This window comes from Escherichia sp. MAL-1 (assembly GCF_052948035.1).
In genome coordinates, this window is record NZ_CM129609.1 from 2,303,963 (window position 1) to 2,329,339 (window position 25,377).

General features: G+C 52.3%; 38 protein-coding genes, 2 tRNA genes and 5 pseudogenes. 25 read left to right on the forward strand and 20 right to left on the reverse strand.

The features are described 5' to 3' along the window. Positions 1-4 precede the first annotated feature (4 nt). From ACU8XX_RS11250 to blr, 3 genes are all read right to left on the reverse strand, one after another. Positions 5-445 (reverse strand): DUF2569 domain-containing protein, encoded by a 441-nt coding sequence (locus ACU8XX_RS11250; RefSeq protein ID WP_001310854.1) that lies wholly within the window; start codon positions 443-445, stop codon positions 5-7. Positions 446-530: 85 nt separating this feature from the next. Then, positions 531-746 (reverse strand): transcription modulator YdgT, encoded by a 216-nt coding sequence (ydgT, locus tag ACU8XX_RS11255; protein ID WP_000217950.1) that lies wholly within the window; start codon positions 744-746, stop codon positions 531-533. A 272-nt stretch (positions 747-1,018) separates the two neighbouring features. Beyond that, positions 1,019-1,144, reverse strand: a complete 126-nt coding sequence (blr, locus tag ACU8XX_RS11260) for a division septum protein Blr (protein WP_001300888.1) — start codon at positions 1,142-1,144, stop codon at positions 1,019-1,021. A gap of 242 nt (positions 1,145-1,386) precedes the next feature. Here blr and ACU8XX_RS11265 point away from each other — a divergent pair, with 242 nt between their 5' ends. Then, a complete protein-coding gene (locus tag ACU8XX_RS11265; protein WP_001282516.1) occupies positions 1,387-2,427 on the forward strand; it encodes an oxidoreductase in 1,041 nt (346 codons plus the stop codon). Between the two features lie 33 nt (positions 2,428-2,460). On the opposite strand, the gene add is transcribed toward ACU8XX_RS11265, so the two are convergent. The 15 genes and pseudogenes from add to ACU8XX_RS11340 form a co-directional block, all read right to left on the reverse strand. Next, positions 2,461-3,462, reverse strand: coding sequence for an adenosine deaminase (gene add / locus ACU8XX_RS11270; protein WP_000567490.1), 1,002 nt, complete (start codon positions 3,460-3,462; stop codon positions 2,461-2,463). Between the two features lie 103 nt (positions 3,463-3,565). Further along, positions 3,566-4,738 (reverse strand): bifunctional maltose regulon transcriptional repressor/cystathionine beta-lyase MalY, encoded by a 1,173-nt coding sequence (gene malY, locus ACU8XX_RS11275; RefSeq protein ID WP_000459379.1) that lies wholly within the window; start codon positions 4,736-4,738, stop codon positions 3,566-3,568. A 9-nt stretch (positions 4,739-4,747) separates the two neighbouring features. Then, a pseudogene (gene malX / locus ACU8XX_RS11280) lies at positions 4,748-6,154 on the reverse strand (PTS maltose transporter subunit IICB); the annotation flags it as partial. Positions 6,155-6,198: 44 nt separating this feature from the next. Beyond that, positions 6,199-7,479, reverse strand: a complete 1,281-nt coding sequence (locus ACU8XX_RS11285) for a site-specific integrase (protein ID WP_227479019.1) — start codon at positions 7,477-7,479, stop codon at positions 6,199-6,201. Between the two features lie 32 nt (positions 7,480-7,511). Next, positions 7,512-7,760 carry an excisionase family protein gene (locus ACU8XX_RS11290; RefSeq protein WP_022650951.1) on the reverse strand — a complete coding sequence of 83 codons (249 nt, stop codon included), beginning with the start codon at positions 7,758-7,760 and terminating at the stop codon, positions 7,512-7,514. A gap of 108 nt (positions 7,761-7,868) precedes the next feature. After that, positions 7,869-8,054, reverse strand: coding sequence for a hypothetical protein (locus ACU8XX_RS11295; RefSeq protein WP_227479018.1), 186 nt, complete (start codon positions 8,052-8,054; stop codon positions 7,869-7,871). Between the two features lie 43 nt (positions 8,055-8,097). Beyond that, positions 8,098-8,589, reverse strand: a complete 492-nt coding sequence (locus ACU8XX_RS11300; protein ID WP_047355337.1) for an HNH endonuclease — start codon at positions 8,587-8,589, stop codon at positions 8,098-8,100. Further along, the gene (locus ACU8XX_RS11305) at positions 8,589-8,807 is read right to left on the reverse strand and encodes a TraR/DksA family transcriptional regulator (RefSeq protein WP_227479017.1); all 219 of its coding nucleotides are present in this window, start codon (positions 8,805-8,807) and stop codon (positions 8,589-8,591) included. The genes ACU8XX_RS11300 and ACU8XX_RS11305 overlap by 1 nt, the downstream gene beginning before the upstream one ends. A gap of 91 nt (positions 8,808-8,898) precedes the next feature. Continuing rightward, positions 8,899-9,090: a DUF1382 family protein gene (locus ACU8XX_RS11310; RefSeq protein WP_059453067.1), complete on the reverse strand. Its 192-nt coding sequence runs from the start codon at positions 9,088-9,090 to the stop codon at positions 8,899-8,901. Continuing rightward, positions 9,087-9,623, reverse strand: coding sequence for a hypothetical protein (locus tag ACU8XX_RS11315; protein WP_111203013.1), 537 nt, complete (start codon positions 9,621-9,623; stop codon positions 9,087-9,089). Before ACU8XX_RS11315 ends, ACU8XX_RS11310 begins: the two co-directional genes overlap by 4 nt. Next, positions 9,620-9,838 (reverse strand): annotated as a pseudogene (locus ACU8XX_RS11320) (hypothetical protein). Before ACU8XX_RS11320 ends, ACU8XX_RS11315 begins: the two are co-directional and overlap by 4 nt. Continuing rightward, positions 9,835-10,173 (reverse strand): DNA methyltransferase, encoded by a 339-nt coding sequence (locus ACU8XX_RS11325; protein WP_223717402.1) that lies wholly within the window; start codon positions 10,171-10,173, stop codon positions 9,835-9,837. Before ACU8XX_RS11325 ends, ACU8XX_RS11320 begins: the two are co-directional and overlap by 4 nt. Further along, a complete protein-coding gene (locus ACU8XX_RS11330; RefSeq protein WP_006809793.1) occupies positions 10,170-10,322 on the reverse strand; it encodes a DUF1317 family protein in 153 nt (50 codons plus the stop codon). The genes ACU8XX_RS11325 and ACU8XX_RS11330 overlap by 4 nt, the downstream gene beginning before the upstream one ends. Then, a pseudogene (locus ACU8XX_RS11335) lies at positions 10,319-10,747 on the reverse strand (regulator). Before ACU8XX_RS11335 ends, ACU8XX_RS11330 begins: the two are co-directional and overlap by 4 nt. Next, positions 10,744-10,935: pseudogene (locus tag ACU8XX_RS11340) on the reverse strand (exonuclease); the annotation flags it as partial. The pseudogenes ACU8XX_RS11340 and ACU8XX_RS11335, both read right to left, overlap by 4 nt. A gap of 2 nt (positions 10,936-10,937) precedes the next feature. Between ACU8XX_RS11340 and ACU8XX_RS11345 the strand changes: the two are divergent. The 5 genes and pseudogenes from ACU8XX_RS11345 to ACU8XX_RS11365 form a co-directional block, all read left to right on the forward strand. Beyond that, a pseudogene (locus tag ACU8XX_RS11345) lies at positions 10,938-12,032 on the forward strand (DnaB-like helicase C-terminal domain-containing protein); the annotation flags it as partial. Then, positions 12,032-12,331 carry a hypothetical protein gene (locus tag ACU8XX_RS11350; protein ID WP_047658974.1) on the forward strand — a complete coding sequence of 100 codons (300 nt, stop codon included), beginning with the start codon at positions 12,032-12,034 and terminating at the stop codon, positions 12,329-12,331. The pseudogene ACU8XX_RS11345 and the gene ACU8XX_RS11350, both read left to right, overlap by 1 nt. Next, positions 12,328-12,789 carry a hypothetical protein gene (locus tag ACU8XX_RS11355; RefSeq protein ID WP_227479016.1) on the forward strand — a complete coding sequence of 154 codons (462 nt, stop codon included), beginning with the start codon at positions 12,328-12,330 and terminating at the stop codon, positions 12,787-12,789. The genes ACU8XX_RS11350 and ACU8XX_RS11355 overlap by 4 nt, the downstream gene beginning before the upstream one ends. Then, complete coding sequence (locus tag ACU8XX_RS11360; RefSeq protein ID WP_000797269.1) at positions 12,786-12,971, forward strand: hypothetical protein; 186 nt, start codon at positions 12,786-12,788, stop codon at positions 12,969-12,971. The genes ACU8XX_RS11355 and ACU8XX_RS11360 overlap by 4 nt, the downstream gene beginning before the upstream one ends. Beyond that, a complete protein-coding gene (locus tag ACU8XX_RS11365; protein ID WP_227479015.1) occupies positions 12,968-13,723 on the forward strand; it encodes a DUF551 domain-containing protein in 756 nt (251 codons plus the stop codon). The genes ACU8XX_RS11360 and ACU8XX_RS11365 overlap by 4 nt, the downstream gene beginning before the upstream one ends. 1 nt (position 13,724) lies before the next feature. Here the strand turns inward: ACU8XX_RS11365 and ACU8XX_RS11370 are convergent, their stop codons facing one another. Then, positions 13,725-14,162 (reverse strand): hypothetical protein, encoded by a 438-nt coding sequence (locus tag ACU8XX_RS11370; RefSeq protein ID WP_023306327.1) that lies wholly within the window; start codon positions 14,160-14,162, stop codon positions 13,725-13,727. A gap of 368 nt (positions 14,163-14,530) precedes the next feature. Between ACU8XX_RS11370 and ACU8XX_RS11375 the strand changes: the two genes are divergently transcribed. From ACU8XX_RS11375 to ACU8XX_RS11465, 19 genes are all read left to right on the forward strand, one after another. Further along, positions 14,531-14,980: a recombination protein NinB gene (locus tag ACU8XX_RS11375; RefSeq protein ID WP_059343306.1), complete on the forward strand. Its 450-nt coding sequence runs from the start codon at positions 14,531-14,533 to the stop codon at positions 14,978-14,980. Further along, positions 14,973-15,143 carry a NinE family protein gene (locus tag ACU8XX_RS11380; protein ID WP_059343305.1) on the forward strand — a complete coding sequence of 57 codons (171 nt, stop codon included), beginning with the start codon at positions 14,973-14,975 and terminating at the stop codon, positions 15,141-15,143. Before ACU8XX_RS11375 ends, ACU8XX_RS11380 begins: the two co-directional genes overlap by 8 nt. After that, positions 15,140-15,808 (forward strand): serine/threonine protein phosphatase, encoded by a 669-nt coding sequence (locus tag ACU8XX_RS11385; protein WP_240765512.1) that lies wholly within the window; start codon positions 15,140-15,142, stop codon positions 15,806-15,808. The genes ACU8XX_RS11380 and ACU8XX_RS11385 overlap by 4 nt, the downstream gene beginning before the upstream one ends. Next, entirely contained in the window at positions 15,801-16,412 is a 612-nt protein-coding gene (locus tag ACU8XX_RS11390) for a recombination protein NinG (protein WP_227479014.1), read from the forward strand. Before ACU8XX_RS11385 ends, ACU8XX_RS11390 begins: the two co-directional genes overlap by 8 nt. Further along, complete coding sequence (locus tag ACU8XX_RS11395; protein ID WP_045332081.1) at positions 16,409-16,549, forward strand: YlcG family protein; 141 nt, start codon at positions 16,409-16,411, stop codon at positions 16,547-16,549. The genes ACU8XX_RS11390 and ACU8XX_RS11395 overlap by 4 nt, the downstream gene beginning before the upstream one ends. Further along, entirely contained in the window at positions 16,546-17,235 is a 690-nt protein-coding gene (locus ACU8XX_RS11400; protein ID WP_227479013.1) for a bacteriophage antitermination protein Q, read from the forward strand. Before ACU8XX_RS11395 ends, ACU8XX_RS11400 begins: the two co-directional genes overlap by 4 nt. 101 nt (positions 17,236-17,336) lie before the next feature. Beyond that, positions 17,337-17,412 (forward strand) — tRNA-Phe (locus ACU8XX_RS11405). A gap of 5 nt (positions 17,413-17,417) precedes the next feature. After that, positions 17,418-17,492: transfer RNA gene (locus tag ACU8XX_RS11410), tRNA-Thr, on the forward strand. Between the two features lie 182 nt (positions 17,493-17,674). Next, positions 17,675-17,899 carry a class II holin family protein gene (locus ACU8XX_RS11415; RefSeq protein WP_013095970.1) on the forward strand — a complete coding sequence of 75 codons (225 nt, stop codon included), beginning with the start codon at positions 17,675-17,677 and terminating at the stop codon, positions 17,897-17,899. Continuing rightward, on the forward strand, positions 17,877-18,371 hold the full coding sequence (locus tag ACU8XX_RS11420; protein ID WP_227479012.1) for a lysozyme: 495 nt from the start codon (positions 17,877-17,879) through the stop codon (positions 18,369-18,371). Before ACU8XX_RS11415 ends, ACU8XX_RS11420 begins: the two co-directional genes overlap by 23 nt. Positions 18,372-18,496: 125 nt before the next feature. Further along, positions 18,497-18,670: a hypothetical protein gene (locus ACU8XX_RS11425; protein ID WP_162988439.1), complete on the forward strand. Its 174-nt coding sequence runs from the start codon at positions 18,497-18,499 to the stop codon at positions 18,668-18,670. Next, positions 18,667-19,128, forward strand: coding sequence for a lysis protein (locus tag ACU8XX_RS11430; protein WP_047658997.1), 462 nt, complete (start codon positions 18,667-18,669; stop codon positions 19,126-19,128). Before ACU8XX_RS11425 ends, ACU8XX_RS11430 begins: the two co-directional genes overlap by 4 nt. Positions 19,129-19,196: 68 nt before the next feature. Next, complete coding sequence (locus tag ACU8XX_RS11435; protein ID WP_047658998.1) at positions 19,197-19,778, forward strand: hypothetical protein; 582 nt, start codon at positions 19,197-19,199, stop codon at positions 19,776-19,778. 77 nt (positions 19,779-19,855) lie between these two features. Then, positions 19,856-20,074 carry a hypothetical protein gene (locus tag ACU8XX_RS11440; RefSeq protein WP_058655832.1) on the forward strand — a complete coding sequence of 73 codons (219 nt, stop codon included), beginning with the start codon at positions 19,856-19,858 and terminating at the stop codon, positions 20,072-20,074. Positions 20,075-20,140: 66 nt separating this feature from the next. After that, positions 20,141-20,779, forward strand: a complete 639-nt coding sequence (locus ACU8XX_RS11445) for a putative metallopeptidase (RefSeq protein ID WP_446908498.1) — start codon at positions 20,141-20,143, stop codon at positions 20,777-20,779. Positions 20,780-20,811: 32 nt separating this feature from the next. Then, positions 20,812-21,261, forward strand: coding sequence for a DUF2280 domain-containing protein (locus ACU8XX_RS11450; RefSeq protein ID WP_032634757.1), 450 nt, complete (start codon positions 20,812-20,814; stop codon positions 21,259-21,261). Positions 21,262-21,270: 9 nt separating this feature from the next. Next, the gene (locus ACU8XX_RS11455; RefSeq protein WP_227479010.1) at positions 21,271-22,746 is read left to right on the forward strand and encodes a terminase; all 1,476 of its coding nucleotides are present in this window, start codon (positions 21,271-21,273) and stop codon (positions 22,744-22,746) included. Positions 22,747-22,758: 12 nt separating this feature from the next. Next, positions 22,759-24,228 carry a DUF1073 domain-containing protein gene (locus tag ACU8XX_RS11460; RefSeq protein ID WP_094312735.1) on the forward strand — a complete coding sequence of 490 codons (1,470 nt, stop codon included), beginning with the start codon at positions 22,759-22,761 and terminating at the stop codon, positions 24,226-24,228. Then, positions 24,155-25,159 carry a phage minor head protein gene (locus ACU8XX_RS11465; RefSeq protein WP_227479009.1) on the forward strand — a complete coding sequence of 335 codons (1,005 nt, stop codon included), beginning with the start codon at positions 24,155-24,157 and terminating at the stop codon, positions 25,157-25,159. Before ACU8XX_RS11460 ends, ACU8XX_RS11465 begins: the two co-directional genes overlap by 74 nt. Here ACU8XX_RS11465 and ACU8XX_RS11470 read toward each other — a convergent pair. Next, positions 25,156-25,359 carry a hypothetical protein gene (locus ACU8XX_RS11470; RefSeq protein WP_227479008.1) on the reverse strand — a complete coding sequence of 68 codons (204 nt, stop codon included), beginning with the start codon at positions 25,357-25,359 and terminating at the stop codon, positions 25,156-25,158. The two genes, ACU8XX_RS11465 and ACU8XX_RS11470, sit on opposite strands and share 4 nt — an antisense overlap. Positions 25,360-25,377 lie beyond the last annotated feature (18 nt).

Below are 25,377 nucleotides of genomic sequence, written 5' to 3' on the forward strand. Positions count from 1 at the left end.
GTTATTACGGATTCACAAACGTCGCTTTTACCCGCGACGAGCGTTTGAAATAGGGGACGATCAATGCGGTTGCCAACAAAGTAAACAGCAACTGGCGAACGGCTATGCCATCTTCCACGGGTGAAAAAGCGAATGCTTTTACTGCCAGCAATACGGAAATAAGCAGCCAGATAATATAGTGTTTAGGAACACAACGCCGACGTTTAAAGAAAGCGATGGTCAACCACAGTGTGTAATACCACAAGGCGATAGCGGTAATAAAAGAAACGCCCCATAAGATTTGTGTCGTCAGTGCTTGTCCGCCGAGCGTTTGAAATGTTTGCGGAGAAGATAACGCAGCGGTATACAGCAACAACGCCAGCGTCGTACTCAACAGAGCGACTAAAAGCCAGGCCAACGGGCCAAGCAACCAGCCTCCAATACGTTGTGGCGTTGTGGTGGTCATAGGTTCTCCAGAATAGCGACGCAAACAGGCAAATCTAATTTTAGGGGCGTTATTATAAGGCTTTTATAACCGATCGCTACTTTCTTTATTGGACATAGTGCCAGACGGACTTCGGTACCTGGCCGAGGTCAAACAAACGCCCGCCAGAAACCAGCTCTGCGCGACGGTGATCGGCAGCACGATACATATTGATCAGTTCCTGATCGTCCGTCAGGGTGTAATTAAGATGGTCGTAGAGTTTTTCCAGACTTTCGAGTGAACTGATTTTGCGAAATTTTAATAAGTAGTCCTGAACAGTCATAAAAGGTCCATAAAATAATTAATACCAAAGGGGTAGGTATTATTAGTGATGATAAAATTTCACCAAAAGTGAACGCTTGTGTTATTACAATAATAAGAATGCGCTGATGGCAAATATTCAGGGATGAAAAACTGCTCTGAAAAGAGTAACGCGCTTTACTATCCCTGACAATCACCAACAACATCGAACAAGATAATAAATTCCTGGTTTAATATCCGACAAGTGAAAACATGCACCCGGACGGGCAGCATGTCGCTCCACAAGTGCAGAGCTTACTTGTGTTGTACCGAAGCACTCTGTTCAGGTGGCTGATAGTTGTCAATGTGACTCGCCACGCCAAGAAGAATGACTGAAACGACAAGAACGATCCAACCTGTTAATTCAATAAGACGATTCATTACAGCCCACATCTCTCTTGATTGATCCATTAACTTCAGGGGGTAAATGTTACTTAGCAATAATAGCTCCAGCAAGATTTTTACTGAGGTTTTTGCGATATTTAGCTTTTGTCGTTGGAAAATTCGCTATTTTTTTGACTTAAGTTAAACAACATCCCTTATTGCTGGCAGGTTATTAAACTGTTGAGCGTGGGTAAAGGATAGTGTCAAATAGCCATCATACTTCAATGAGAGGCAATGACATGAGCGACAACATCCGTGTTGGGTTGATTGGGTATGGTTATGCGAGCAAAACCTTCCATGCGCCCCTGATTGCGGGCACGCCCGGGCTGGAACTGGCGGTAATCTCCAGCAGTGATGAAACAAAAGTAAAAGCCGACTGGCCAACGGTTACGGTTGTCTCTGAGCCGAAGCATCTGTTTAACGATCCCAACATAGACCTGATTGTCATTCCTACACCCAACGATACCCATTTCCCGTTAGCCAAAGCGGCGCTTGAGGCGGGTAAACATGTGGTCGTTGATAAACCCTTTACCGTGACACTGTCACAAGCGCGAGAGCTGGATGCGCTGGCAAAAAGCCTGGGGCGTGTGCTGTCTGTATTCCATAACCGTCGCTGGGATAGCGATTTCTTGACGCTAAAAGGTTTACTCGCGGAAGGCGTGCTGGGTGAAGTTGCTTACTTTGAGTCTCATTTTGACCGCTTCCGTCCGCAGGTGCGCGATCGTTGGCGTGAACAGGGCGGCCCAGGCAGCGGTATCTGGTACGATTTAGCACCACATCTTCTTGATCAGGCCATTACGCTTTTTGGTTTACCGGTCAGCATGACGGTAGATTTGGCACAGTTACGGCCCGGAGCGCAGTCGACCGATTATTTCCACGCCATCTTGTCCTATCCACAGCGGCGAGTCATTTTACACGGTACCATGCTGGCAGCCGCTGAGTCAGCACGGTATATCGTGCATGGATCCCGAGGCAGTTATGTGAAATATGGCCTCGATCCACAGGAAGAACGTCTGAAAAATGGCGAGCGTCTACCGCAGGAAGACTGGGGCTACGATATGCGTGATGGCGTACTTACCCGCGTGGAAGGTGAGGAACGTGTCGAAGAAACGCTGTTGACGGTGCCTGGGAATTATCCGGCTTACTATGCGGCTATTCGTGATGCGTTAAATGGCGATGGTGAAAATCCGGTTCCGGCAAGCCAGGCAATCCAGGTAATGGAGTTGATTGAGCTGGGCATCGAATCCGCCAAACATCGCGCGACTTTGTGCCTTGCATGAAAAATGGATGGTGCATTTGCACCATCCATTTTGTTACTTCGCGGCGACTTTTTCTCGCAGTGCGCGTTTTTCCTCAGCGCTGAGGAAAGCCATTTCCAGACCATTAATCTGTGCCTGGCGGATTTGCTCGCGGGATAACCCAGCAGCTGGCGCGGCAACGGTATATTCGTGAATGATATCCACTCCCTGTACGCCGGGATCGTCAGTGTTAATGCTGGCACGAATGCCATGCTCAAGGAACGTTTTCAGCGGATGTGCAGCCAGCTCTGCTACGGTGCTGGTCTGAATATTGGAGGTCAGACAGGATTCAATACCAATTTGTTGCTCGGCGAGAAAATCCATCAGCGCCCGATCTTCAATGGCTTTTACGCCATGTCCAATACGCTCCGCACCCAGTTCACGAATCGCCTGCCAGATGCTTTCCGGCCCGGCAGCTTCGCCTGCATGGACGGTAATATGCCAGCCCGCATCACGCGCGCGGTTGAAGTGAGAAAGGAACAGACTTCCCGGGAAACCAAGTTCATCACCGGCTAAATCAAGTGCGGTAATCTGGTCACGGTGGGCTAAAAAGGCCTCCAGCTCTTGCTGACAGGCGGCTTCGCCGAAGGTCCGGCTCATAATGCCGATAAGCTTCGCCTGCACACCAAAGGTGCGGCAACCTTCACGTACGCCATCGATCACCGCTTCGACAACACCCGCTACAGGCAGCTGATGTGCCATTGCCATGTAGCCTGGTGAAAAACGCAGCTCGACATAGTGCAGGCCGTGACGGGCTGCATCTTCAATGTTTTCAAATGCCACGCGGCGACAGGCATCAAGAGAGGCGAGAACTTTAACGCCCCAGTCAAGTTTGGTCAGAAAGCTCACCAGATCGGGTTCGTTGGCAATGACCTGAACGTGGGGAATCAGTGTTTCCAGGGATTGTGCAGGAAGCGAGATATTATACTGGCGGCCAAGTTCAAGAATGGTCTGGGGACGAATGTTGCCATCAAGGTGGCGATGGATATCAGTTAATGGCAGGGTGGTATCAATCATGGTCGCACTCTTTTTCTGGATATAAAAGTGCGCACCATTATAAAAACAAAGCAGGGTAAAAATCCACGATTGCGCAACGATTTTTTACGTTGCGCAATTGGGGTTAACGAACAGCGCGGATGGCGTTAATTAATCCAGCCACACCTTTTTCCAGTTTCGAACGTGGGCAGCCGGCATTGAGACGGACAAAACCACGACCTTCTTCACCGTAGGTATACCCCGGCATGATCGCGACTTTTTCTTGTTCGATAAGTGCTTTTTGCAACGCGTTGTCGTCAATATTCAACGGACGTAAATCAAGCCATGCCAGATAAGTGGATTGTGGGATCTGCCAGTTGAGTTCAGGAAACGCGGCGTTCATTTTATCTGCGATATACGTCAGGTTATCTTTCAGATAGATGCGTAAGGCATCCAGCCACGGCGCGCCTTGCTGATAGGCGGCGATATGGGCAGTTAACGCCAGTACCGAAGGGGAAGAAAGCCCATCACGGCCTTTCAGTGCCGATAAATAGGCATCGCGGCTACTGCTATTTTCTATAATCCCGTAAGCACCGGTCAGGGCGGGAATATTGAAACTTTTCGAGCCCGACGTTAGCAACGCCCAGTCTCCGCGAGCCACATTACTCCAGGGAATATGCGGCTGCTCGCCCCAAACCATATCCATATGGATTTCATCGGAAATAACCCGCACACCATGACGCTCGCACAGGTCAGCCATGATCTCCAGCTCATCGCACGTCCACACTTTCCCGGTAGGATTCTGTGGGCTACACAGGAGCATAATTTTACATTCTGGTTTCGCCAACACGGCTTCCAACTTGCCCATATCGCAAAACCAACCATCAGCCTGCTTCTCTAAAGCAACGGGCATTACTGTGCGCTGGTTACCTTCAATGGCCTTGTAAAATGCGTCATAGGCGGGTGTGTGGATCACCACGCCTTCACCTGTTTCAGACCACTGACGAATCAGTTCTGAAACCATATAGATGACAGAAGGGCCATACACCACCGTCTGAGAATCGATGGCGGTGTAATGCTGGGTGGAAAACCAGTGGGCAATAGCCGCGAGAAACTCATCGTTTTTCCAGCGGCTGTAGCCAAATACGCCGTGCATCAGGCGCTGATTCAGCGCCTCGATAATGCAGGGGGCAGTGGCAAAATCCATGTCTGAAATCGTGAACGGTAACAGGTCAGCAGTGCCGAAACGGTCAGCGACATAATCCCACTGTGTACACCATGTGCCATGACGATCCACGACCTTTGAAAAATCGAACATATCTTATCCTTATGCCTGGACAGTATGCATCAGACCGGCCATTTCATCTTTTACTGACTGAACTTGTGGCCCGATAACAACCTGCAGGTTATGTTGATTAAGTTGTACTACGCCAATTGCCCGATTGTCCTTCAGTGCCTGCACATTAACAAGCGACATATCTTTCACAGACAAACGCAGACGGGTAATGCAGTTATCGAGGCTGACAATATTGTCGGCACCGCCTAATGCTTCGAGGATTGCAGGAACGTTGTAACCTGATTTACCCGGCGCACCGGCAACGGCTTTTTCGATTGAGCTGGCAACTTCGCTATCGCGCCCCGGGGTTTTCAGATTGAAGCGGGTGATAGCGAAACGGAAGATGACGTAGTAAACGACAAACCAGATTGCCGCCACCACTGGCACCATGTACCACTTGGTTGACAGACCATGCAAAATACCGAACACCACGAAGTCGATGATATTGCCGTCGGTATTACCGATGGTGACGCCGAGCACAGACATGACGGTGAAGCCGAGGCCGGTTAACAGCGCGTGGATGACATACAGAACTGGCGCTACGAACAGGAACAGGAATTCCAGCGGTTCGGTAGTGCCGCCAACGACGCAGGCGATCAGGCCAGAAATCAGCAGACCTTTAATTTTATGGCGATTTTCCGGGCGCGCGCAGTGATACATAGCTAACGCTGCACCTGGCAGACCGCCGAGAAACGCAGGCATTTTACCTTGCGAAAGGAAACGCGTGGCGCTTTCAGAAAAACCGTGAGTGGTCGGGCAACTCAATTGCGCCTGGAAGATGGTCAGTGCGCCGCTGACGGTTTGACCGCAGACTTCCTGCGTGCCGCCTGCGTCGGTAAAGCGAATTAATGCCACCAGAATGTGATGCAGACCAAACGGCAACAGCAGACGTTCACCGGTACCAAACAGCATCGGTCCGAAATCACCCGCGCTGTTTATCATATGGCCCAAGCCGCTAATACCCATGGCGAAAATCGGCCAGACTAATGGAATCACCAGGCCGACAAGGCCCATCACCAGCGAGGAGATAATTGGTACGAAGCGCGTACCGCCGAAGAATGCCAGCGCATCCGGCAGGCGGATATTATGGAAACGCTCATGCAGCATCCAGACGATAATACCGGCGATCACCGCACCGAGGATCCCGGTATCGATCGACTGGATCCCAAGAATGCTCTGGATGTTATTGGCTTTCAGAACCGCGGCATCCGTGGTTGGCAGAATGCCTTTATTGGTCAACCAGAAGTTTACCGCGAGGTTCATTACCGCATAACCGACGAAGCCAGCGAATGCCGCTACGCCTTTATTTTCGCGTGCCAGGCCCAGCGGGATGGCGATACAGAACATGACAGGCAGGAAACTAAAAGCAAACGAGCCAATCTTACTCATCCAGGTGAATCATGATTGAAGTGATATTGATATGTTAAATCAGATACTTAAGGTTATGCGGTTTTTCTATGGGGCATCAGTGGGGCATTTTGAGTAAATGATGCGTTCAAAATGCCCACCTGGTCATGGTTATTCTCGGTCATCCATTTACCGTAAACCGTGAATAGCATTTGCGCTGACGAATGACCCATCTGGTGCGCAACGAAATTTGGGTTCGCTCCGGCGACCAGTGCCCAGCACGCATATGTGTTTCTTGTTTCATAAGACCGTCTTTGCCGGACGCCTGCACGACGCAGGGCAGTGCGCCATGCTGAATTAATGGATCCGGGGACGTAGCACATCGTCTTCTTACCGTTCATTGAAGTAATGGACGGCGAGAATATAAAGGTGCATTCATCGGTTCTCTTTTTTTTGTATTCCCGTAGGCTGACGCTTACCTTGTGGGATGCCATCATTCTGGTCAGTGGCATTTGCGCCTTGAGTGCATCAATTGCTGGCTGGGTCAGCTGTATTGTTCGAATCCCGGCGTTGGTTTTTGGCAGGGTGAAGTTTCCCTTCAGGGAATAGTTCCGTGACACTGTAACAGTCCAGTTGACAGTATCCACATCCTCCCAGGATAACGCGCTTAGTTCGCCATGCCTGACGCCTGTATTTACCGCAAAGATAACCATATTCTGAAACTGTAGCGTTGGGCAGGCCGCAACCACTTTCTGATACTCATCAGAAGTAAGAGGATCTGGAATGGGTCTTTCTTTTGCGAGAGGGGTAATACCTGCCATCAGATCGGTTTTCAGGTATCCACTTTTGAAAGCAAAGCCCAGCATCCCGCCAAGGCATGCCATATAGCTATTGACTGTAGGAACGCTTCTTCCCTTTTTGGGTGGATGATTTAGGCCATGTCTGGTCTTCTGCCAGCCGTTCAGTAGCTCCTTCCTGGCACTAAGGATATCTTCAGTGTTCAGGCTGCCGATATACCTGTGCTCACCAATTGTTTCGATAGTGGTTGTGAGGTGGCAATCGTAACGCCTCAACGTCCCGAGGCTAAGCTCCATCTCTTTAAGCCCAAGCCATTTCGATTTCAGTTCAAGTAGTGAGATTTGCTTTCTGACAGTGCTGAATTTCTCTGCGTTCGATGAATCAGGGAATTGCGAGGCATAATTGAATGTGCCTGTCTTTATCGCAAAGCAGACTGAAGCCCGAAGTTCGCCTGCCATTTTCCTGTTTTTTGGCGTGTCAGGAACGCCGAGATTTTCCCTGACACGCTTCCCCTGATATATGAACCATATGCGTAACGATTCGCCATGAACCTCTACGCCTGTTGGGTATGCTGCCATAATCATTCCTCGTTTGATGTGCCAAAGGACATTTAAGCAGATATTCTCCGGCGTTTCGCTGGGCTTTGGTGCTCGATCCAGTGATTTATCTCATCGCGGTTATACATGATTGGGCTGTTTTGCTTAGGTGCCATATCAGGGGCAACATGGCGATAATGCTTCCCCTCCATCCAGGTAGACCGGCGGGCATGCTGAATCATGTGCTTTGACATGCCGGTTGTCGCAGTTAAAAGTTCCTCTGTGACCCATTTATTCGGTACCAACTGAATAATGTCGCTCATGGTTTTCTCCAGGCAAAAAGAAGCCGCCCGTAGGCGGCAATAACATCAAGGGATGTGAGGCAGTGCTTTCGCACCCAATAGCCAGCTCATAACTGGCTATCAGTTGCTTCATGATCGGTTGCGAATTTTATTCAGCCAATCATGGTCCGGCCCTGCCTCATCACATACTTCGGGCTCTTCGAGAGCGTCACGAAATGCAACTGCGACAATCTTCCCGCCCATAAACTCAAGCCCCGCACTGACTGGCGGCTCCTTGCCGTCTTCATACTCAAATACGAAAGTCATCTTTCCCATAATCTCTCCTCATGCCGCACGCATAGCGCGCAGCGATCTGTATTTATCGTGCTGAAAATTCGCCGAAGTGAGTTTCTTCACCTTTTTTTCTGGCCGCTATCGCATCTTCTTTTTGCTTAAAATATCCGAGGCTTTTCATTTTTCCGTTCACCTTTATGTGGGCTCGCCACTTTCCTCTTCTCTCCTCATAAGAAACTCCTGCGACACCGGATGTGTTGTTTGATGCGACGGAACGATTCATGGTGTTTTGGAGTGGGGTTACTTCGCGTAAATTGCAGAATCTGTTGTCTCGAGGGTTTCTGTTTATGTGGTCTATGTAACTTTTCGGCCAACTTCCAGTCATGAGAAGAAATGCGATTCGGTGGGCCTTAATAAGCTTCCTGTGCACCTGGATGGTGAGATACCCAAGCCTGTCAGTATTTCCTGCTAAATTTCCGGCAGACTGATTTCCCCATTTGATCTTCCATCTAAACTCACCAGTTTCCGGATTGTAAGAAAGCAGTTTTTCTACCTCCTCACGAGTGATATCTGGCATCACATCCCCCTCTGCTTATTCCTCAATTCGATAACACCCTGGCACTCTGCGCACGTCTTGCAGCCGGGAACGGCAGCGCGTCGCGGCTCGGGAATTGGTTCGTCGCATTCTTCACAACGCTCATCTGATACGGCGTTGCGGTTGAGCCGGTGAGCGGAAAGGGCAGCGTTACGCTGAAGCTCTTCAATCTCTGCTGCGGTATCGATGATGTCGGCCATGGTCAATGCTCCCGGAACTGTCGGTTAATTCGGTTGAAGGTGAACGCCAGCAATAAAAAAGGCCGACTAAGCGACCTAGTGATTAGTGCCTTCATGCTGCACCGCCTTCATTCTTCTCGGCTTCGACCGCCATCTGCTCAAGCCGTCGCGATAGCTCGGCGGCCAGTTTCTGGAATTCTTCTTCGGTCGCCACCGGGATCGGCACAAAGCGAATCCCGATGTGTGCGAGGTTGTTGGCGATTTCGAGGCTCTTCCTCAAATCAACGGGTGAGGCTCGGTTCATGCGGCACGCTCCAATTCTGCGATTCCACCGCGCACTGCATCAATGATGCGTTCGAGGTACTGATAATGATGGTTCGGCACTGACGGCCATTTTGCGTACCATGGATCATCGCCTAGCAGGTTAAGCAGCTTGTCGCCGACGAGATAATTGCAGCAGCTCGCCTTCACATCTTCAGCATCTTCAGCCTCATCCCACATTGAGCGGGCTTCATTGCCGTCAATTTCCTGCTCACGACGAAGCCGGATAATCTCACCCTTAACGAAAGCGAGGTTGGCATCATTGTCATCATCTATTGTGCTTTGCAGCTGCGGATCGAAATAGCCGATAAGGTACTCATTGCTGACGCGCTTAATGAAGTCCTGAACAGTGTCACCGCCCATAGCAAACCAAGCCCCGGTCCAGGCCTTACCGAAGCAGGTGATGGTGATGCGACCCTTACCAGGTTCATAGTTTTCAATCATCACCCTGACAGGGTCGAGACGTTCAACATCTGAAATGGTAAACGCCAGAACATCGCTTTTTTCAACCTTCACAATTCAACTCCGAAGCGGCGATTAAGCCGCCCTGTGTATACGACGAACTCCAGGAGGCTAACTCCCAGAGCTTCAATTTTCTTGTGATGCTTGTTGATGATGGGAGGCACCATTTCGTTCCAGTTTGGCTTTGGTTTCTTGCGCATGGCCTATTGGATTTCCTCGGTGCAGCGGCGGCAGGCGGCGCGGATGGCGTTGTCTGTTTCTGGCGTCATGCGGCCTCCGTCGTCTTTTTGAAGGAGTGAGCTATTCGCGCAGAAGCGATAGTTACGTAATCCGGGTTCAGGTCGATGCCGATGAAGTTAAATCCTTCCTCGATAGCTGCCCGGCCAGTGCTCCCGCTCCCCATCCACGGATCAAGCACGGTACCGCCAGGCTTGAGAACGCGCAGGCATTCCTGCCACTGCTCAACTGTCGGGACGTCGTAATCCCATTTGTGGTTCATGAAGCTCAGCCCGTACGGTGGATCCGTCACGATGGCGTCAACGGAGTTATCCGGGAGCGTTTTCAGGACGTCCTCGCAGCGCCCGACGTGGAGTTGATATGTCATGCCGCCTCCTGCCTTTCCCGATATTCCTCAGCGAGCCTCTGCGCCTTTAATGGATTGCTGACCACTTCACCCCATGGCATTAGCCAGCCGTTACCTATGAAGGGAAGGCACAGCGTGCCAACCCTGATGTCGTCGTGAGCGTGAGTCATAGGATGGACTCCATTTCGTCGATGTAGAGGCCCTGAGCAATCAGGCGGCGACGACGGGCGGCACGCGCTATGCACTCCTGCCGTCTGCCTTCCTGCGATTGCTCAATGGCGCGCCGGGTGAACAGCCGCTATTTACCCTGTGGCGTTACTACCTTTGGCTTGCTGGCCAGGCTAAATTTCCGGTCGCAGATGCCGTCTTCGTTGATCCACTTCTCCGACTCAACGATCTGCGCTATCTGTCCTGTGCCGCGGGTGATGCCGTTGGCGACCCGGTTAAACTCGATGAGCTTTACGCCAAACTTCTCGGCGATTTCGCTGCCGGTTACCGGGCGGCCGCGCGTCTGAATCATCCAGATAACGCGCTCACGGAGACCGGAGAATTGCCCGGTTCGCCCGGGCCGATGGTAGAAGGGTGTGCGTTTCATTTCCACTGCTCCCCGAACGTGAAGCCGATCTCCGCCAGCGCCTCGTCCATCTTCTCGATGAACTCCGGCACCATTTCGTTGAAATCGGTCATGTACTGTGGATCCCGCTCAACGACGACGTGGTGAATACCTTCGCGCTTCATGCGCGGGTCGTAGTTGGCAAAGAACCAGGCGTCTTTTCCGGTAAGCCGCAATGGAGCGCTACGGTATCAACCGTCTGACCGAAGCTACTGAGCTGCTGTATTCCCGCAACGGTATGAGCGCTACGCAGAAGTATGAGGCCATTCAGGGTATCTTCACCCAGCTCGCAGATCATTCAAAAACCGGAAATCGTCGTGGGTTGCGGTCGTTCGGCGAGGTTATGGATGACTGGGTAGCAGATCTGGAAAAACGATTTGACCCCTCAGGCGAACAGCGCGGCATGAGTACCGGTATCCCGTCACTCGACCGGCTGCTGGCGCCGAAAGGTCTGGTTAAAGGCTCTCTGTTCGTAATTGGCGCAAGGCCAAAAATGGGCAAAACAACCCTGTACGGGCAGATGGCGATCAACTGCGCGGTTCGTGAGAAAAAGCCGGCGCTGATGTTCAGCCTGGAAATGCCAGGCGACCAGATCCTCGAAAAACTGGTTGGTCAGAAGTCGGGCATTAACCCGAGCATTTTTTACATGCCCGCCACGGATGATGCCGATGACCAGTATCAGGGCGACTACGACGGCGACTTTAAGAAGGCGATCGCAACAGCCGGGCGGCTGAGTGAAATCGACATGCTGTACATCGACGACACTCCTGGCCTGTCACTGGCGCATATCGTTACCGAATGCCGTCGAATTAAGCGCGAGAAAGGCTGCGTAGGCATGATTCTGGTTGACTACCTGACGCTGATGACCGCCGAAAAAGCAGACCGTAATGACCTGGCCTACGGGATGATCACCAAAGGGTTGAAGAACCTGGCCAAAGAGCTTGGCTGCGTCGTCGTGCTGCTGACTCAGCTCAACCGCGAACTGGAGAAGCGAGTGAATAAACGCCCGTTGCCGAGTGATTCCCGCGACACAGGACAGATTGAGCAGGACTGCGACTACTGGGTTGGTATCCACCGGGAAGGTGCTTTCGATGACAGCGTGCCGCCGGGCGAAACCGAGTTAATCCTGCGACTCAACCGCCACGGCAGTACCGGAACGGTTTATTGCAATCAGATTAACGGGGCAATTTACGACACAGACCAGCAGGCCGCCGCCGCAGAACGTCGCGGGCGCGAGCAGCAGCCGAAAAAGAAAGGGGGCTTCTGATGAAAGGCAAACAGGCAATTCTGCGTTATCTCGAAACGCACCGGACCTTCACTGCGAAGGATGTGGCCACAGAGTGCGTCATGACCATCAACTGCATCACCAAGAACGCTATCGATCTGGAGCGGGCCAGGAAGATTGTGCGCGTGAGCAAGGTCTGGCGAACGGTGACTTACCGCCTGGCGACGCCGGAAGAGCAAGATGGTACCGCGCGCAGCTGCACCAACGGAATATTTCAGGAGTGCCGCAACAGCGCGGCGATGAAGCGAGTATTGATGGTTTGGGGGAGGGTAGGGGTATGACAAACGTAAGCGCAGTAGAAAAAATGGCTGAATTAATGCAGCAGATGGAAGAGAACTCGCCACGGGTGGCTGCTCTCGAGTATTGCCTGAAATTGGTTGGCGACAAAATGAAAGAAGCAGAAAAGCGAAGTGCGGAACTTGAAGCCATATGCGCGGCGCTGGCTGCGGAAGTTCAGGCTGTGAAGTCTGCGGCATTGGAAGAAATTGAGGTCATCAACCGCGGCGGCCAGGCGTATTGCGTAAAAGATAGCATGTCAGTTAATCCAATCTACGCAAGAGGCTGGAACGACTACCGGGCTAAATCACTGTCAGTGGAAACCCCGGCCACCGACGCTTTCCTGGCTGAAGTGCGGGCCAGTGCTATTGAACATGCTGCATCAGAGCGCTGGGGTAGCGGATACGTATTCGACGAGCTCAATGACTTCGCCGCCCAGCTTCGCAAAGGAGTACAGTCATGAAAAACCGTAAAGCCAAAATCATCGTTCTTCGCGCTCTGAAAAACTGCTACCCGCGCCAATGGCTGAATGTAAGCAATCGACGCATGGTTCTCTTCACGCTCGGTGGTGTTAGCCGTGAAGGGCATCAATTCAAAAACAGCGCAGCACAGAATCGCTGGAAGAATCATGTGAGGTTCCAATGAGCAACATCGACAAACATGCCGTCCAAGCAGTTGCCGATTTGAAAGCTGGTTACACCCTCGGTCACGCTGATGTGGCAATCCTGAACGAGTTGGCGCGTATCGCGCTGGCATCGCTCGAAGCGGAGGCTGTGGCTGATGTTGTCGCATGGTCTTCGCCAAACGAAGAGCGAACCTGTGATATCCGTATGCGTCGTCATGATATCAAGCCTGGCTCGCTCTACACCGCACCGCCAGCGCCGGAATTCTACAAGATAGGTGACGCCACCATGCGCCACATCTTCACGCCCGCTGTCATAACTGATGTTTCTGACATGCAGGCTGTGTTTGACCAGATTGAAACCGTGTTGGTAGGAATGTGGCAGCCAGCACCGGTATCTGTGCCTGATGAGCTAACCCGCGAAGAGTACAAGCGTCGGTTCATGGAAGATGACTCTTTTGATGACACTTTCCGAGGTGGCTGGAACGCCTGCCGCGCCGCCATGCTTCATGGTGCCGAACCTGTAAGTAATCGTGATGAGTTGACAGACGGTTGGGTGGCTTGCAGTAAGCGGATGCCAAGCCCATCAACAGGTGTGATAGTTGCTGCGCCATGGCAATCAGCTCCTGGCGGCTATGCAATGAAGTGGGCAACAAATTGCCCTGGGCATCCGGATGCAGATATAGATGGCTGGATTATACCAGGAGCATCATGGAGCCCAACCCACTGGATGCCGCTGCCGGCAGCGCCGCAGCAGGAAGATATTATTTGCTGATCTAAGATGGTCTGTATGTAACAACCACCCCTAACTTACTGCCTACCGCATTGAGAGAATTAGAAATAGTTGTATAGGTTTCTTTGGGGGTGGTGTTTCTTCCTTCTTCTAAAATAGACGCAATAAGATTCAGATTCCACGAGGCCTTAAGGACATCTTTGTATCGAGGAAGGAGACGTAAAGTAGCCAACATTCCATACAAGGGTATGGCATTAGATTTTGACAACAGCAAAGCTGACGCCTGTTTGATTTCGTTTATTACTTCGCTTTTCGCATTGATGCTAAGGATTTTATTTTGCTCACGCAGGAGAATGGCCGAAACCATCCCCAAATGTTCCTTGAATGAAATGTAAGGATCAAGCATGGATTTTACAAATATCTGACCCAACACAAACACTGAAACACCAGTAATGACGGTAGTAAACACCCCATTATTCATAACCAGGCCATCCCTTCTGTTTTTTATCCCGATATCATAATCTACGGATTGTTTAACAAGCTAGATCAAATCCAGCCTTCCCTGAAGTACTAATTGCAAATGTATTTTGTGAATCATCCCGGCGGGTAGAGATTTATAAACCAGCATCAAGACACCAATGGCCTCTTCGAAGGCCTTTCTCTTATGTTGATTTTCCATAATCAACCAGCCATAATTTAACCGTCGTCGGAGTTGAACGCCCGACGGTAAGACTTCTGCGCATTTAAGGGGACTTAAATGCGACCACAATCTGAACTCCTCACCTTGCCACAGATGCAGAAATGCACCTGCGATTTTCTGCATTCTGCGTTACCTCTCGGAGGTGGCGCATGAAGCAGTACTACTGCATCGTTAACGACACCGTTAAAGACAACCTCATAGCATTCATTCGCACCATACCGGTAAACCCTCGCGCGCCGATGGTGGTCGAGGCCCGGGAAGAAACCCGAACAGACAAGCAGAACCGTCTGATGTGGCCGTTGCTGAAAGACCTGTCTGACCAGGTTGTCTGGCACGGCGAAAAGCTGACTCGCGAAGAGTGGAAGGACCTCATCACCGTTCTGGTGAATCAGACCCATAACCAGGAGCAGAAATCCGCGCCGGGCATCAACGGCGGACGCGTTTATTTCGGCGTCCGCACATCCAAATCCAGCAAGCGCTACATGGTAGACGTCATCGAGGCGATTTACTGGTTCGGAACCGACCGCGGAGTGAAGTTCTCCGAAGCATCCAGTAAGCGCATCGCCTGGGCGCAAGAGTGGAGGGCTTCCCGTGGGTAGTCCTCTCGCACGCGTCATCACCAATGAAATCTTCCGCGTTCCGGCGCGCCGCCAGCGTAAGCCAGCGGTTAAGCCGTCCGACATCCCGACCCTGAAGGGCTACACCGCCCGCCTGGTGGATCAGAAATGGCTGCGACTCGCAGCGAGGAGAAAATCCGCATGAGCATGTATCAACGCATTAATGGCGCTGACTGGCGCAATATCTTCGTTGTGGGCGATCTGCATGGGTGCTACACGCTGCTGATGAGTGAGCTCGAAAAAGCTTCGTTCGACCCGGCGCGTGATTTGCTGATCTCGGTTGGAGACCTTGTTGACCGCGGCGCGGAAAACGTCGAGTGCCTGGAGCTGATTACTATGCCGTGGTTCCGGGCTGTGCGCGGGAACCATGAGCAGATGATGATTGATGGCCTTTCGGAGTTTGGAAACGTCGTTCACTGGTTGGCAAATGGTGGCGGATGGTTCTTCAATCTCGACTATGACAAAGAGGTGCTGGCTAAGGCTTTGGTCCACAAAACGGCTGATCTGCCACTCGTCATCGAACTGGTTACCGGCGATAAGAAGGTCGTCATATGCCACGCTGACTATCCGCACAACGAATACGCATTCGATAAGCCAGTACCAGAAGAAATGGTGATCTGGAACCGCGAGCGGGTTAGCGACGCTCTGGACGGCATTGTATCGCCGATAGCCGGTGCTGATCTGTTTATCTTCGGGCACACTCCAGCTCGCCAGCCCCTGAAGTATGCCAACCAGATGTACATCGATACCGGTGCCGTGTTCTGCGGAAACCTCACACTGGTACAGGTTCAAGGTGGTTACCATGCGTAAACCATCCCGCCGCAAATGCAAAGTATGCGGTGAATATTTCGTGCCGAAATTCCACGACATCCGGATCCGCTGGTGCTGCCCGGAGCACGGCGCAATCCTCGCGATGGAAGAACGCGAGAAGGAGAAGGTGAAAGCCGCTGCTAAGCGCATCAAGGAGCAGAAAGAGGCAGAGAAGGCTGGTCGCCAACGGCGCGCTGCGCGTCGTAATGAGCTGAAGCCAATCCGCCACTGGGTGCAGATGACTCAGCGTGCCTTCAACGACTGGCGGCGTGAAATGCTGCTGGCCGCCGGGCACGGCTGTATCTCCTGCGGAACCAAGACTGCGTTTGCCTGGCATGCCGGGCATTACCGGACCACGGCAGCCGCACCACAGCTTCGCTTTAACCTGGACAATATCTGGCTTCAGTGCTCCGCCTGCAACGTCCACAAATCCGGAAACATCGAGGCGTACCGCGCCGCCCTGGTTGAGCTGATCGGCGAAGAACGCGTGCTGGCGCTGGAATCCAACAACGAAACCCACAGATACACCCGTGAAGCGCTGGATGGCATCCGCGCCAAGGCCAGAGCAGACCTTCGTGCACTGAAACAGCAGGAGGCAGCATGAAACCAGAAACGCTTGAGATACTCCGCACGCGCTGGCAGCGCCTACGGATTTACCGCCGCCCGGGCTCCGTGCTGGTGGATTACCGCATCCTCCGTAACTTCGTTCGCATCTATCACCCAGCAGGAGCCGCACAATGAACAGCCAGCAACTGGAATACGTACGTCAGCAGCTCATTGTGGCGACCGCAGACCTCAGCGGAGCGACGAAAGGGCAGCTGGTAGCTTTCGCCGAGAACGCGCAATTCACCGCGACGGCGCGCAGTCGGGGCCGGAAAAAGGTTTTCGACAAGGATAAGCAGCGCATGGTCAATCCAGACGCCCCACCTATGAGCGGCAGCCAGTCACGCGCCAAGGGATCATCTATCGCGCTGGTGGGCCCGGTTGAGTTCGTGACCGCATCCTGGCGCCGCGCTGTCCTTTCTCTGGAAGACCACCAGAAAGCATGGCTGCTGTGGAACTACAGCGAGAACATCCGCTTCGAGTATCAGGTGGCGATAACTCAGTGGGCATGGGCAGAGTTCCGTGAGCAACTCGGCACGAAGAAGGTGGCCGGCAAGACGATGGAGCGCCTGAAGAAACTTATCTGGCTGGCGGCGCAGGACGTCAAAGCGGAGCTGGCAGGCAAGGATGTATATCAGCATCAGGACCTGGCGGCCCTGTGTGGCGTTAAGCCTGATAACTGGTGCCATAACTACTCCGACTACTGGCGGGCCATGTGCACCATCTTTAAGCGGCTTGATGGCGATTCTCTTCTCTGCACTGTGAGAACACGATCACAACAAAAGGCGACTTTTTCGCAGCAGGGTATTGCAAAAGTCAATTAAATAGCATACATTTCATGTAAATCTGATATCGTCGCCATAGCTTTGATTGTCGACACAAAGAATTCAAGCCCGAGGTTAACGCCTTGGGCTTTTTCGTATCTGGAACTCTGGCGTAGATGGTTCGCGCGGATGCCTGAAGAGCATTAGGAGATGGTTCGATTCCATCGGGTTCCACCAAATTAGCCGGTCTAGTTCAGTGGCAGAACGGCAGCCTTGTAAGCTGCGCGTCAGAGGTTCGATTCCTTTGCCCGGCACCAGAACCCACTGCCTGGGACCCTTCGGCCAGAGAGCCGACATTGCCTTACCCTCATCTTCCCGGCCTGTCGCCGGTTTTTTTATTCAGGCCGCAGACAATCAATTCCAGATGCCACGTAGCTATCGTGTCTGACGGCCTTTCCCACTACACGAACAGCACCCGCAAACAACGCGAGGTGAGAGCATGTATCGCATGGAAAAAATAACCACTGGTGCTGCCTATGGCGCTTCAGCCGGGAGCATCCTAAACGGCATGCTGAATGCCTACAGCCCCGAGCAGTGGAACGCTATCGGCGTGCTGGTGGGTATCATCATTGCCGTACTGACGTATCTAACGAATCTCTATTTCAAAATCCGCGAAGACAATCGCCGCAGCAGGAGCCGAGATGAACCCAACATTGAGGAATAAGCTGGTGGGTGCCATCGTTGGCGGATCCGGAGCAATTACCATTGCCGCAGTAATGCTTGGCAATGCGGATGGGCTGGAAGGGCGGCGCTATTACGCCTATCAGGATGTGGTCGGCGTCTGGACCGTTTGCGATGGGCACACTGGTACCGACATTCGCCGCGGCCACCGATACACCGACAAAGAGTGTGACAACCTGCTTAAGGCAGATCTGCGAAAGGTGGCAAACGACATCGACCCGCTGATCAAGGTTCGCATCCCTGAACCTACCCGCGCCGCGCTTTACTCCTTCACCTATAACGTTGGCTCTGGTGCTTTTGCCAGCTCAACGCTGCTGAAGAAGCTGAACTCCGGTGATGTTCCGGGTGCGTGCAAAGAACTGCAGCGCTGGACGTATGCCGGTGGTAAGCAGTGGAAGGGGCTGATCACCCGACGCGAGATTGAGCGTGAAGTTTGCGAGTGGGGCCAAAAATGAGAGTGGCATTACTGGTAGCAGTATTCATGCTTACGGCATGTGATCGTGGCCCTGAGCCAGCGAAATCAACAATGGCTGTTTCCTCTCAACTGTCCTCTGACGCAGACCGCATTAAGGTAACCAAAATGTCAGAGTTCAGGGATACCCTGGCTTACGATAACTGGCGTGGCGTATACCTCATTCAGGATCAGCAAACCGGGAAGGAATACATCGGCATAAGCGGTATCGGCATTTCTGAAGTAGGTTCGCATACGCAAATGGTAGGCAAAGTTCAGCAATCCGTAAGGGATGAGCGATGAGCAGATTAACCGCCATCATTTGCGCTGTCGTTATCTGCCTGCTCGTTTCCATGGCCTGGGCGATTAACCACTACCGCGACAACGCCATCGCTTATAAAGACCAGCGCGATAAAGCCACTGAGAAACTCAGCCTGGCTAACACCACCATAAAAGACATGCAGGCCCGCCAGCGTGATGTCGCTGCACTGGATGCCAAATACACCGGAGAACTAGCTGATGCGAAAGAAACCATTGAGCGTCTGCATAGCGATGTCATTGCTGGCCGTAAGCGGCTGCAGCTCAACGCAAACTGTCCCGCGAACGGAACGACCGGCTCCAGCGGCATGGGCGATGCTTCCGGCCCCCGACTTACTGACTCCGCTGAACGGGATTATTTCACCCTCAGAGAAAGAATCGCCACAGTGATGAAGCAGGTTGGCTATCTTCAGGAATATCTAAGCACTCAGTGCTTGAAGTAAAGGTTTTCTTAATAGTTGCATCTGGTTGTATTGTAGGCTCTGTCTACAACAAAATAAGGTGCTCATATATGCAACAGTTGCTGAGTGGAATAGATGATTGCTTGTCTAAAAAGAATTGGTTTGGTGCTTTATTCATAGCAATATCACTTCCTGACATCTGTGGCGCGACAGAGGATAAAATCAAAGGAAATGGCGCGAGGTACAAGGACTGGTTTAATCGCTATCTTAAGCCAAGATATAACGCTGATAACATGTATGACTATTTAAGTCTCACCAGCCCTGCAATGGTTCAGAGCATGCCTGAAGGAATAAAGCAAAGCTTAAGGGCGCAAAAACCCGTAGTCTCATTCACTGCAGAAGACTGTTGGAGTTTAAGGAATGCATGTTTGCATGAAGGCGTTGATGAAACGAAGCTAAGGAAGTTTAAGATAACGACCCCTGCGCGAGAAAACCTTCATGCACATATGAATGCTTTTAATGGTGTTCTGCAATTAGATGTTATTGAGTTATGTAATGATATAGCTAATGGCGTGAGGAGATGGCTTGTTGATATGCAAGAAAATCCTGAGGTTATGGAAAAACTTACGAAAATGATGACCATCGATAGTCTGATTTTTGACGGGTTTATTGAATACAAAACTGCAAAATAATACAGCCATATTATTGAATTGTAATGCCATCACCATGCTGATGGCATTTTCTTCAACAGTGGCTTGTGAGGGTCTTCATGTCCGACATCTACCAAATCACGCTAACCACTCAAACAGGCGAAACCTTCACGGGCAAGATGTCACGACGTCAGCCAGAGCTGGTTAACGGCTTTGTGCCGCTGGCGACGGAGACGGGACAGTGGCTTTACTTCGCTCCGGCCGATGTGAAGCGCGTGGAGTTCACGCCGGTACCGACAGAGGAAGACACCAATGGCGATGAGCAGACTGTCAGTTGAAATCAAAAGCAGGTGGTGGCTTCCCGTTTACATCAATGAGCCTGTAAAGAGATAACGGAGTAACCCATGGCTAACGATGACGAGCGCAGGCCATATCCGCCAGTTAACTTCATCGACTCCGAGAGTTGGCAGCCATACACCAGGCTTATACCTGCTAACGAAGTGCATGAGTGGATAAACCGACAAATCCTGAGCGATACCGGCAGAATCCATAACCCTGACCATGGGCACCTGTTAGAGGCTAACCTCTGCTTCATGTGGGCGTCTGATTCGTTCGCGAAGAAAGGGCGGTATGTCCTTGGCCAAGCCGAGCAGGTAATGCTCCGAGCCAGTGGTTGGCAAAAAGCCAGAATGGAACAGCAGATGCATGAATGGTTTGGGCGCATCCCTAAGTTCATCATCACGCTGGCAGCCGATTACTGCTCACAATGCAGCGACCTCGAGTTCTGCGCTCTGGTAGAGCATGAGCTTTACCACATCGCACAGGCCACCGATGATTTCGGAGCGCCTAAGTTCAACAAAGAGACCGGGCAACCAGTGCTTACACTGCGCGGCCACGACGTTGAAGAATTCACTGGTGTTGTACGTCGATACGGTGCCAGCAAAGAAATACAGGAGCTCGTTGATGCTGCCAATGCGCCAGCAGAAGTGGCTCACATCGATATAGCCAGGTCATGCGGGACGTGCATGCTAAAACTGGCCTAACAATATGACTGATTATGACAGGCAGGTAATCCATGGCGACACTGAAAGGTGAGGTCAAAGCCTTCATCGTTCAGTCCCTTGCCTGCTTCGATACCCCATCTCAGGTGGTTGAGTTGGTCAAAAAAGAATTTGGCCTGAGCATCACTCGTCAGCAGGTCGAATCTCACGACCCGACGAAAGCAAACGGCAGGGGGCTGGCGCAGAAATGGGTAGAGCTATTCCACGAAACCCGTAAGCGCTTCCAGACCGAATTAAGCGACATTCCGATCGCCAACAAAGCCTATCGTCTACGTGCGCTTGACCGGATGATGACCAAGGCCGAGAGCATGCGAAATATGGCGCTGGCTGCCTCATTGATGGAGCAGGCCGCCAAAGAGTGCGGGGATGCGTACACGAATAAACAGAAGGTTGAACACTCAGGCGGCCTTGCCGTAAGCTCAGTTGCATCTGTCATGGACGAGATAGGAGATGAAGACCTGTAAGGAGTGACTGTGTTAACTGAAAAGCAGAAAGCGCTCCTGAAAAACAGGTTATGGCGTCTCAACCACCTGTACAAAATCAAAGATAAAAACGGCAAGTGTGTGACGTTTAAGATGACTCCGGAGCAACTGGAGTATTTCGACGGCATGCACGACCGCAACGTAATACTTAAAGCGCGCCAGCTCGGTTTTACCACAGAGGTGTGCATCATCCAGCTAGATCTGGCGATCTTCCACAAAAAAGAATGCGCCCTGATCGCTCACTCTCTCCCGGATGCAGAAAGGCTATTCCGAAACAAAACGCAGTTTGCTTATCAGCGAATGCCTGACGATATCAAGCTGGCCAACCCTCTCGTCAAAGAGACGACCAGCGAGTACGTCTTCGCGAAAGGCGGTAGTGTAACGGTGTCAACATCTTTCCGTGGCGGCACGCTGTACAGCCTGCACGTATCAGAGTTCGGGAAGATATGCGCCAAGTATCCAGAGAAGGCCAAGGAGATTGTTACAGGTGCCTTCGAAGCTGTGCCACTTGGTGGCGTAATTACGCTTGAGAGTACTGCTGAGGGGCGTGCTGGGTATTTCTATGACTACTGCACTGAGGCTGAGAAGGCCATGCTGCAGGGTAAGGAACTATCCAACCTCGATTGGAAGTTTTTCTTCTTCTCCTGGTGGAAGAATCCGCAGTACGCAATCGACCCTGTGGAATCACTGCCAGTACGCCTGCTTGAGTACTTCGCTGAAATGGAGTCGAAGCACGGCGTAGTGGTCAATGAGCGCCAGAAAGCCTGGTACTACGCTAAAGAGAAAACGCTCGGCGACGACATGAAGCGCGAATACCCGACCATTCCGGCCGAGGCGTTCCAGCAGTCGGTCGAGGGCGCGTACTACGCCAAACAGTTCCGCTGGCTCTACACCAACAAGCGGATCGGCCAATTACCGGATAACTGCCACCTCCCGGTGCACACGTTCTGGGATATCGGTGTGGGTGACTCCACGGCGATATGGTTCGTTCGTGAGGTCGGCGAAGAGTTCCACGTCATCGACTACTACGAAAACTCTGGCGAAGGCTTGAGGCACTACATGAAGGTGCTGAAGGACAGGGGCTATGAGTACGGCGAGCACTGGGGTCCGCACGACATCGAAAACCGCGAATTTGCCGCTGATGCTAAGTCACGCAAAGAGCTGGCTCGCGAAGGTTACGAGATTGACGGCCAGATGTATTCGATGAACTTCCGTGTTGTGCCGAAGGCCGGTATCGACACCGGTATTGAGTCGGTCCGTGAAATCCTCAAGTCCTGCGTATTCGATGAAGAGAAGTGTGCTGTTGGCATCTCTCACCTTGAGGGCTACCGCAAGGAGTGGGACGACAAACGCGGCTGCTGGAAAGATAAGCCGCTTCATGACTTCACATCGCACGGCGCTGACAGCTTCCGTTATTTCGCAGTAGCGAAGAATAACCGCAAGCAGGTCGGCACAGTATTCTTCTAAGGAGCATCGCCAGTGAGCGAACAAGATAACGGCCTTCAGATGGCTGTGAACAACCTCGCCACTGAAATGAGGCGAGCGAATTACCTGAATGCCATCGGTATCGGTGGCGGGAACACGAAGCGCCCGACGCTTTACCAGGAATTTGGCTACCCGCGCACGATCACCTTCAACGACTTCTACAACATGTACCGCCGCAACGCCGCTGGCTTCGCTGTGGTGCATCGTCTGCTGGATGGTTGCTGGCAGGATTATCCGGTCATAGTCGACGGTGATGAAGCGCAGGAAGCGGAGAAAACAAACACTTGGGAAAAGAACGTCACCAAGTTCATGAAGAAGTGGTGGCCGAAGGTGAAGGATGCCGATCGCCGTAATATGGTTGGGCGTTACTCAGCGCTCCTGCTGCAGGTGAAAGACAATCGGAACTGGGATCAAGAAGTCGATACTGCTTTAGTAAAACGACTCGGCGAGTCAGCGCTGGTAAAACTCATCCCGGTATGGGAACCACAGTTAACTGTCGCCGAATGGGATAATAACCGTCAGTCAGAAACGTTCGGCCAGCCGAAGATGTTCAACTTCAACGAGCAGCCGGTTGGTGATGAGCCTTTTGTCGGGCCGATGCGCGGAGAACCGGTACACCCGAGCCGCGTTATCCTGTTCTGCGAAGGATCTGAAGACGACAATGTCCTGTCCGGCATCCCGCTGCTGGAGGCTGGTTTCAACAAAGGCCTCGATATCGAGAAGATTTCCGGCGGTGGCGCTGAGGGCTTCCTGAAGAACGCCAGCCGTCAGATTGCCGTCGAATTCAGCAAAGAAACCGACATGAACACGCTGGCAGACCAAGCCAAAAAGGCTGGCTATGCCGATCTCGGTGAAGCGATGGGCGACAAGGTCAACAAGCTTAACCGTGGCACCGATGCTGCCGCCGTGATGCAGGCCGGGCAGATGCACGTTCTGAGTGTTACGCCAGGCGACCCGGGGCCAACGTGGGAAGTCACCGCAAACGAACTGGCAGCCTCCGTGCAAATCCCGTTCACCATCCTGTTCGGTCAGCAGACTGGTCGGCTGGCGAGCGATGAGGATAAAACTGACTGGGCTATCCGCCGTAATACTCGGCGCAATGGCTTCCTTACGGACCGGATCACCGCGTTGCTGGAACGCTTCTGGACGCTTGGGATTATCGACCCGCCGACCAAAGGCGAGGTCACCATCTCATGGAGCGATCTGCTGGCGCCAGGAGAGAAAGAGAAGATCGAGAACGCTTCTAAGTTGGCCGATATTGTGCAGAAAACCACTGGCTTCTATGGCGGTGAGCCGCCAATTACAGCCAATGAGCTGCGAGAAGTTGTTGGGCTTGACCCGCTGCCGAAGCCCAAAGAACCGCCTAACCCGGATGATAAGGTGACTACCGATGATCCACTGGCCGATGACACCAGAACAGACGGCAAAGGTGGGGCCGCCGATAGTTCCTCGCAGCAAGGTTGACCCGACACGCTCTGCAAAGCAGGTTACCGCGATGTACCGGGATATCGAGAATCGGTATCTCGGCATCAAGCGCGCACTGAAAGCTCTGTTCGACCAGCGCCTGACCGGGCGAGAGCGTGAGGTAAACAGCCATAACTGGCATTTCCTGTGCCACGACCACGGCGCGGATATGCGTCTCTACCAGGTCAACGCCGGTAAGTTCATCTACGACATGTCGGCGCAGGAACTGGCGGACCTGCTTGAGGCGGTGCAGGCTATTCTCGATGACCACCTGCTGGATGACGGCGAGCAAAACCTGTGGGCGATGGATTACGTCGTCGCAGAGGCGCAGCGCGGCACGCTGGAGGCTTTCAATAACCTCTCGCAGCAGTCGCAGGTCTACGCCAGCCAGACGACGCTACAGCAGCTTTTAAGCAGTCCCGGTTATCAAAACCAGATTGCCTCCGCCAGACTGACAACGTTCAGCGACTGGAAGGCGATCAGCGATGCTTCCCGGGCAGACCTGACAGGCATCATCACTGATGCAGTGGCGCGCGGGGTTAACCCGAGGGAAACTGCCAGCGTCATCAGTAAGCGCCTTGACGTGAGCATGTCCAGAGCCAAGGCGATTGCCCAGACTGAGCAGGTCGGCGCGCTGCGGCAGGCGCAGTGGAACGAAACGGACTGGGCCGCCGACCGGCTGGGGTTGAATACTGGCTTACTGTGGCTATCAGCGCTCAAGCCAACAACGCGCAGCTGGCACGCCAGCCGTCACGGCAGGGTCTATACCACCGAAGAGGTGCGCGACTTCTACGCCGTGAACGGGAACCGGTACAACTGCTACTGCAGCCAAATCCCGGTGTTGCTCAACGACGACGGCAGCATATTCAATGAAGGTTTGAAAGAAAAGCTCGCCACCGAGAGAAGGGGGTGGCAGAGCTTAGATGGCTAAACTAGCGGAACGATAGATTCGATGTGGAACTCAATTGAAAATATTGGCGTGTCTACATCAACAACCTCAGAAAGGGCCTGCATCACAGCTTTTATTACTTCTTTATCGGTGAGTTTTGGCTCTTTAGGTGATTCGAAAACAGCATCAAGATTTTGTTTTTTGCCTTCAATAAAGGCATGGAATAGAACTTTATATTGCATTTTAACTCCTTGTTTTTA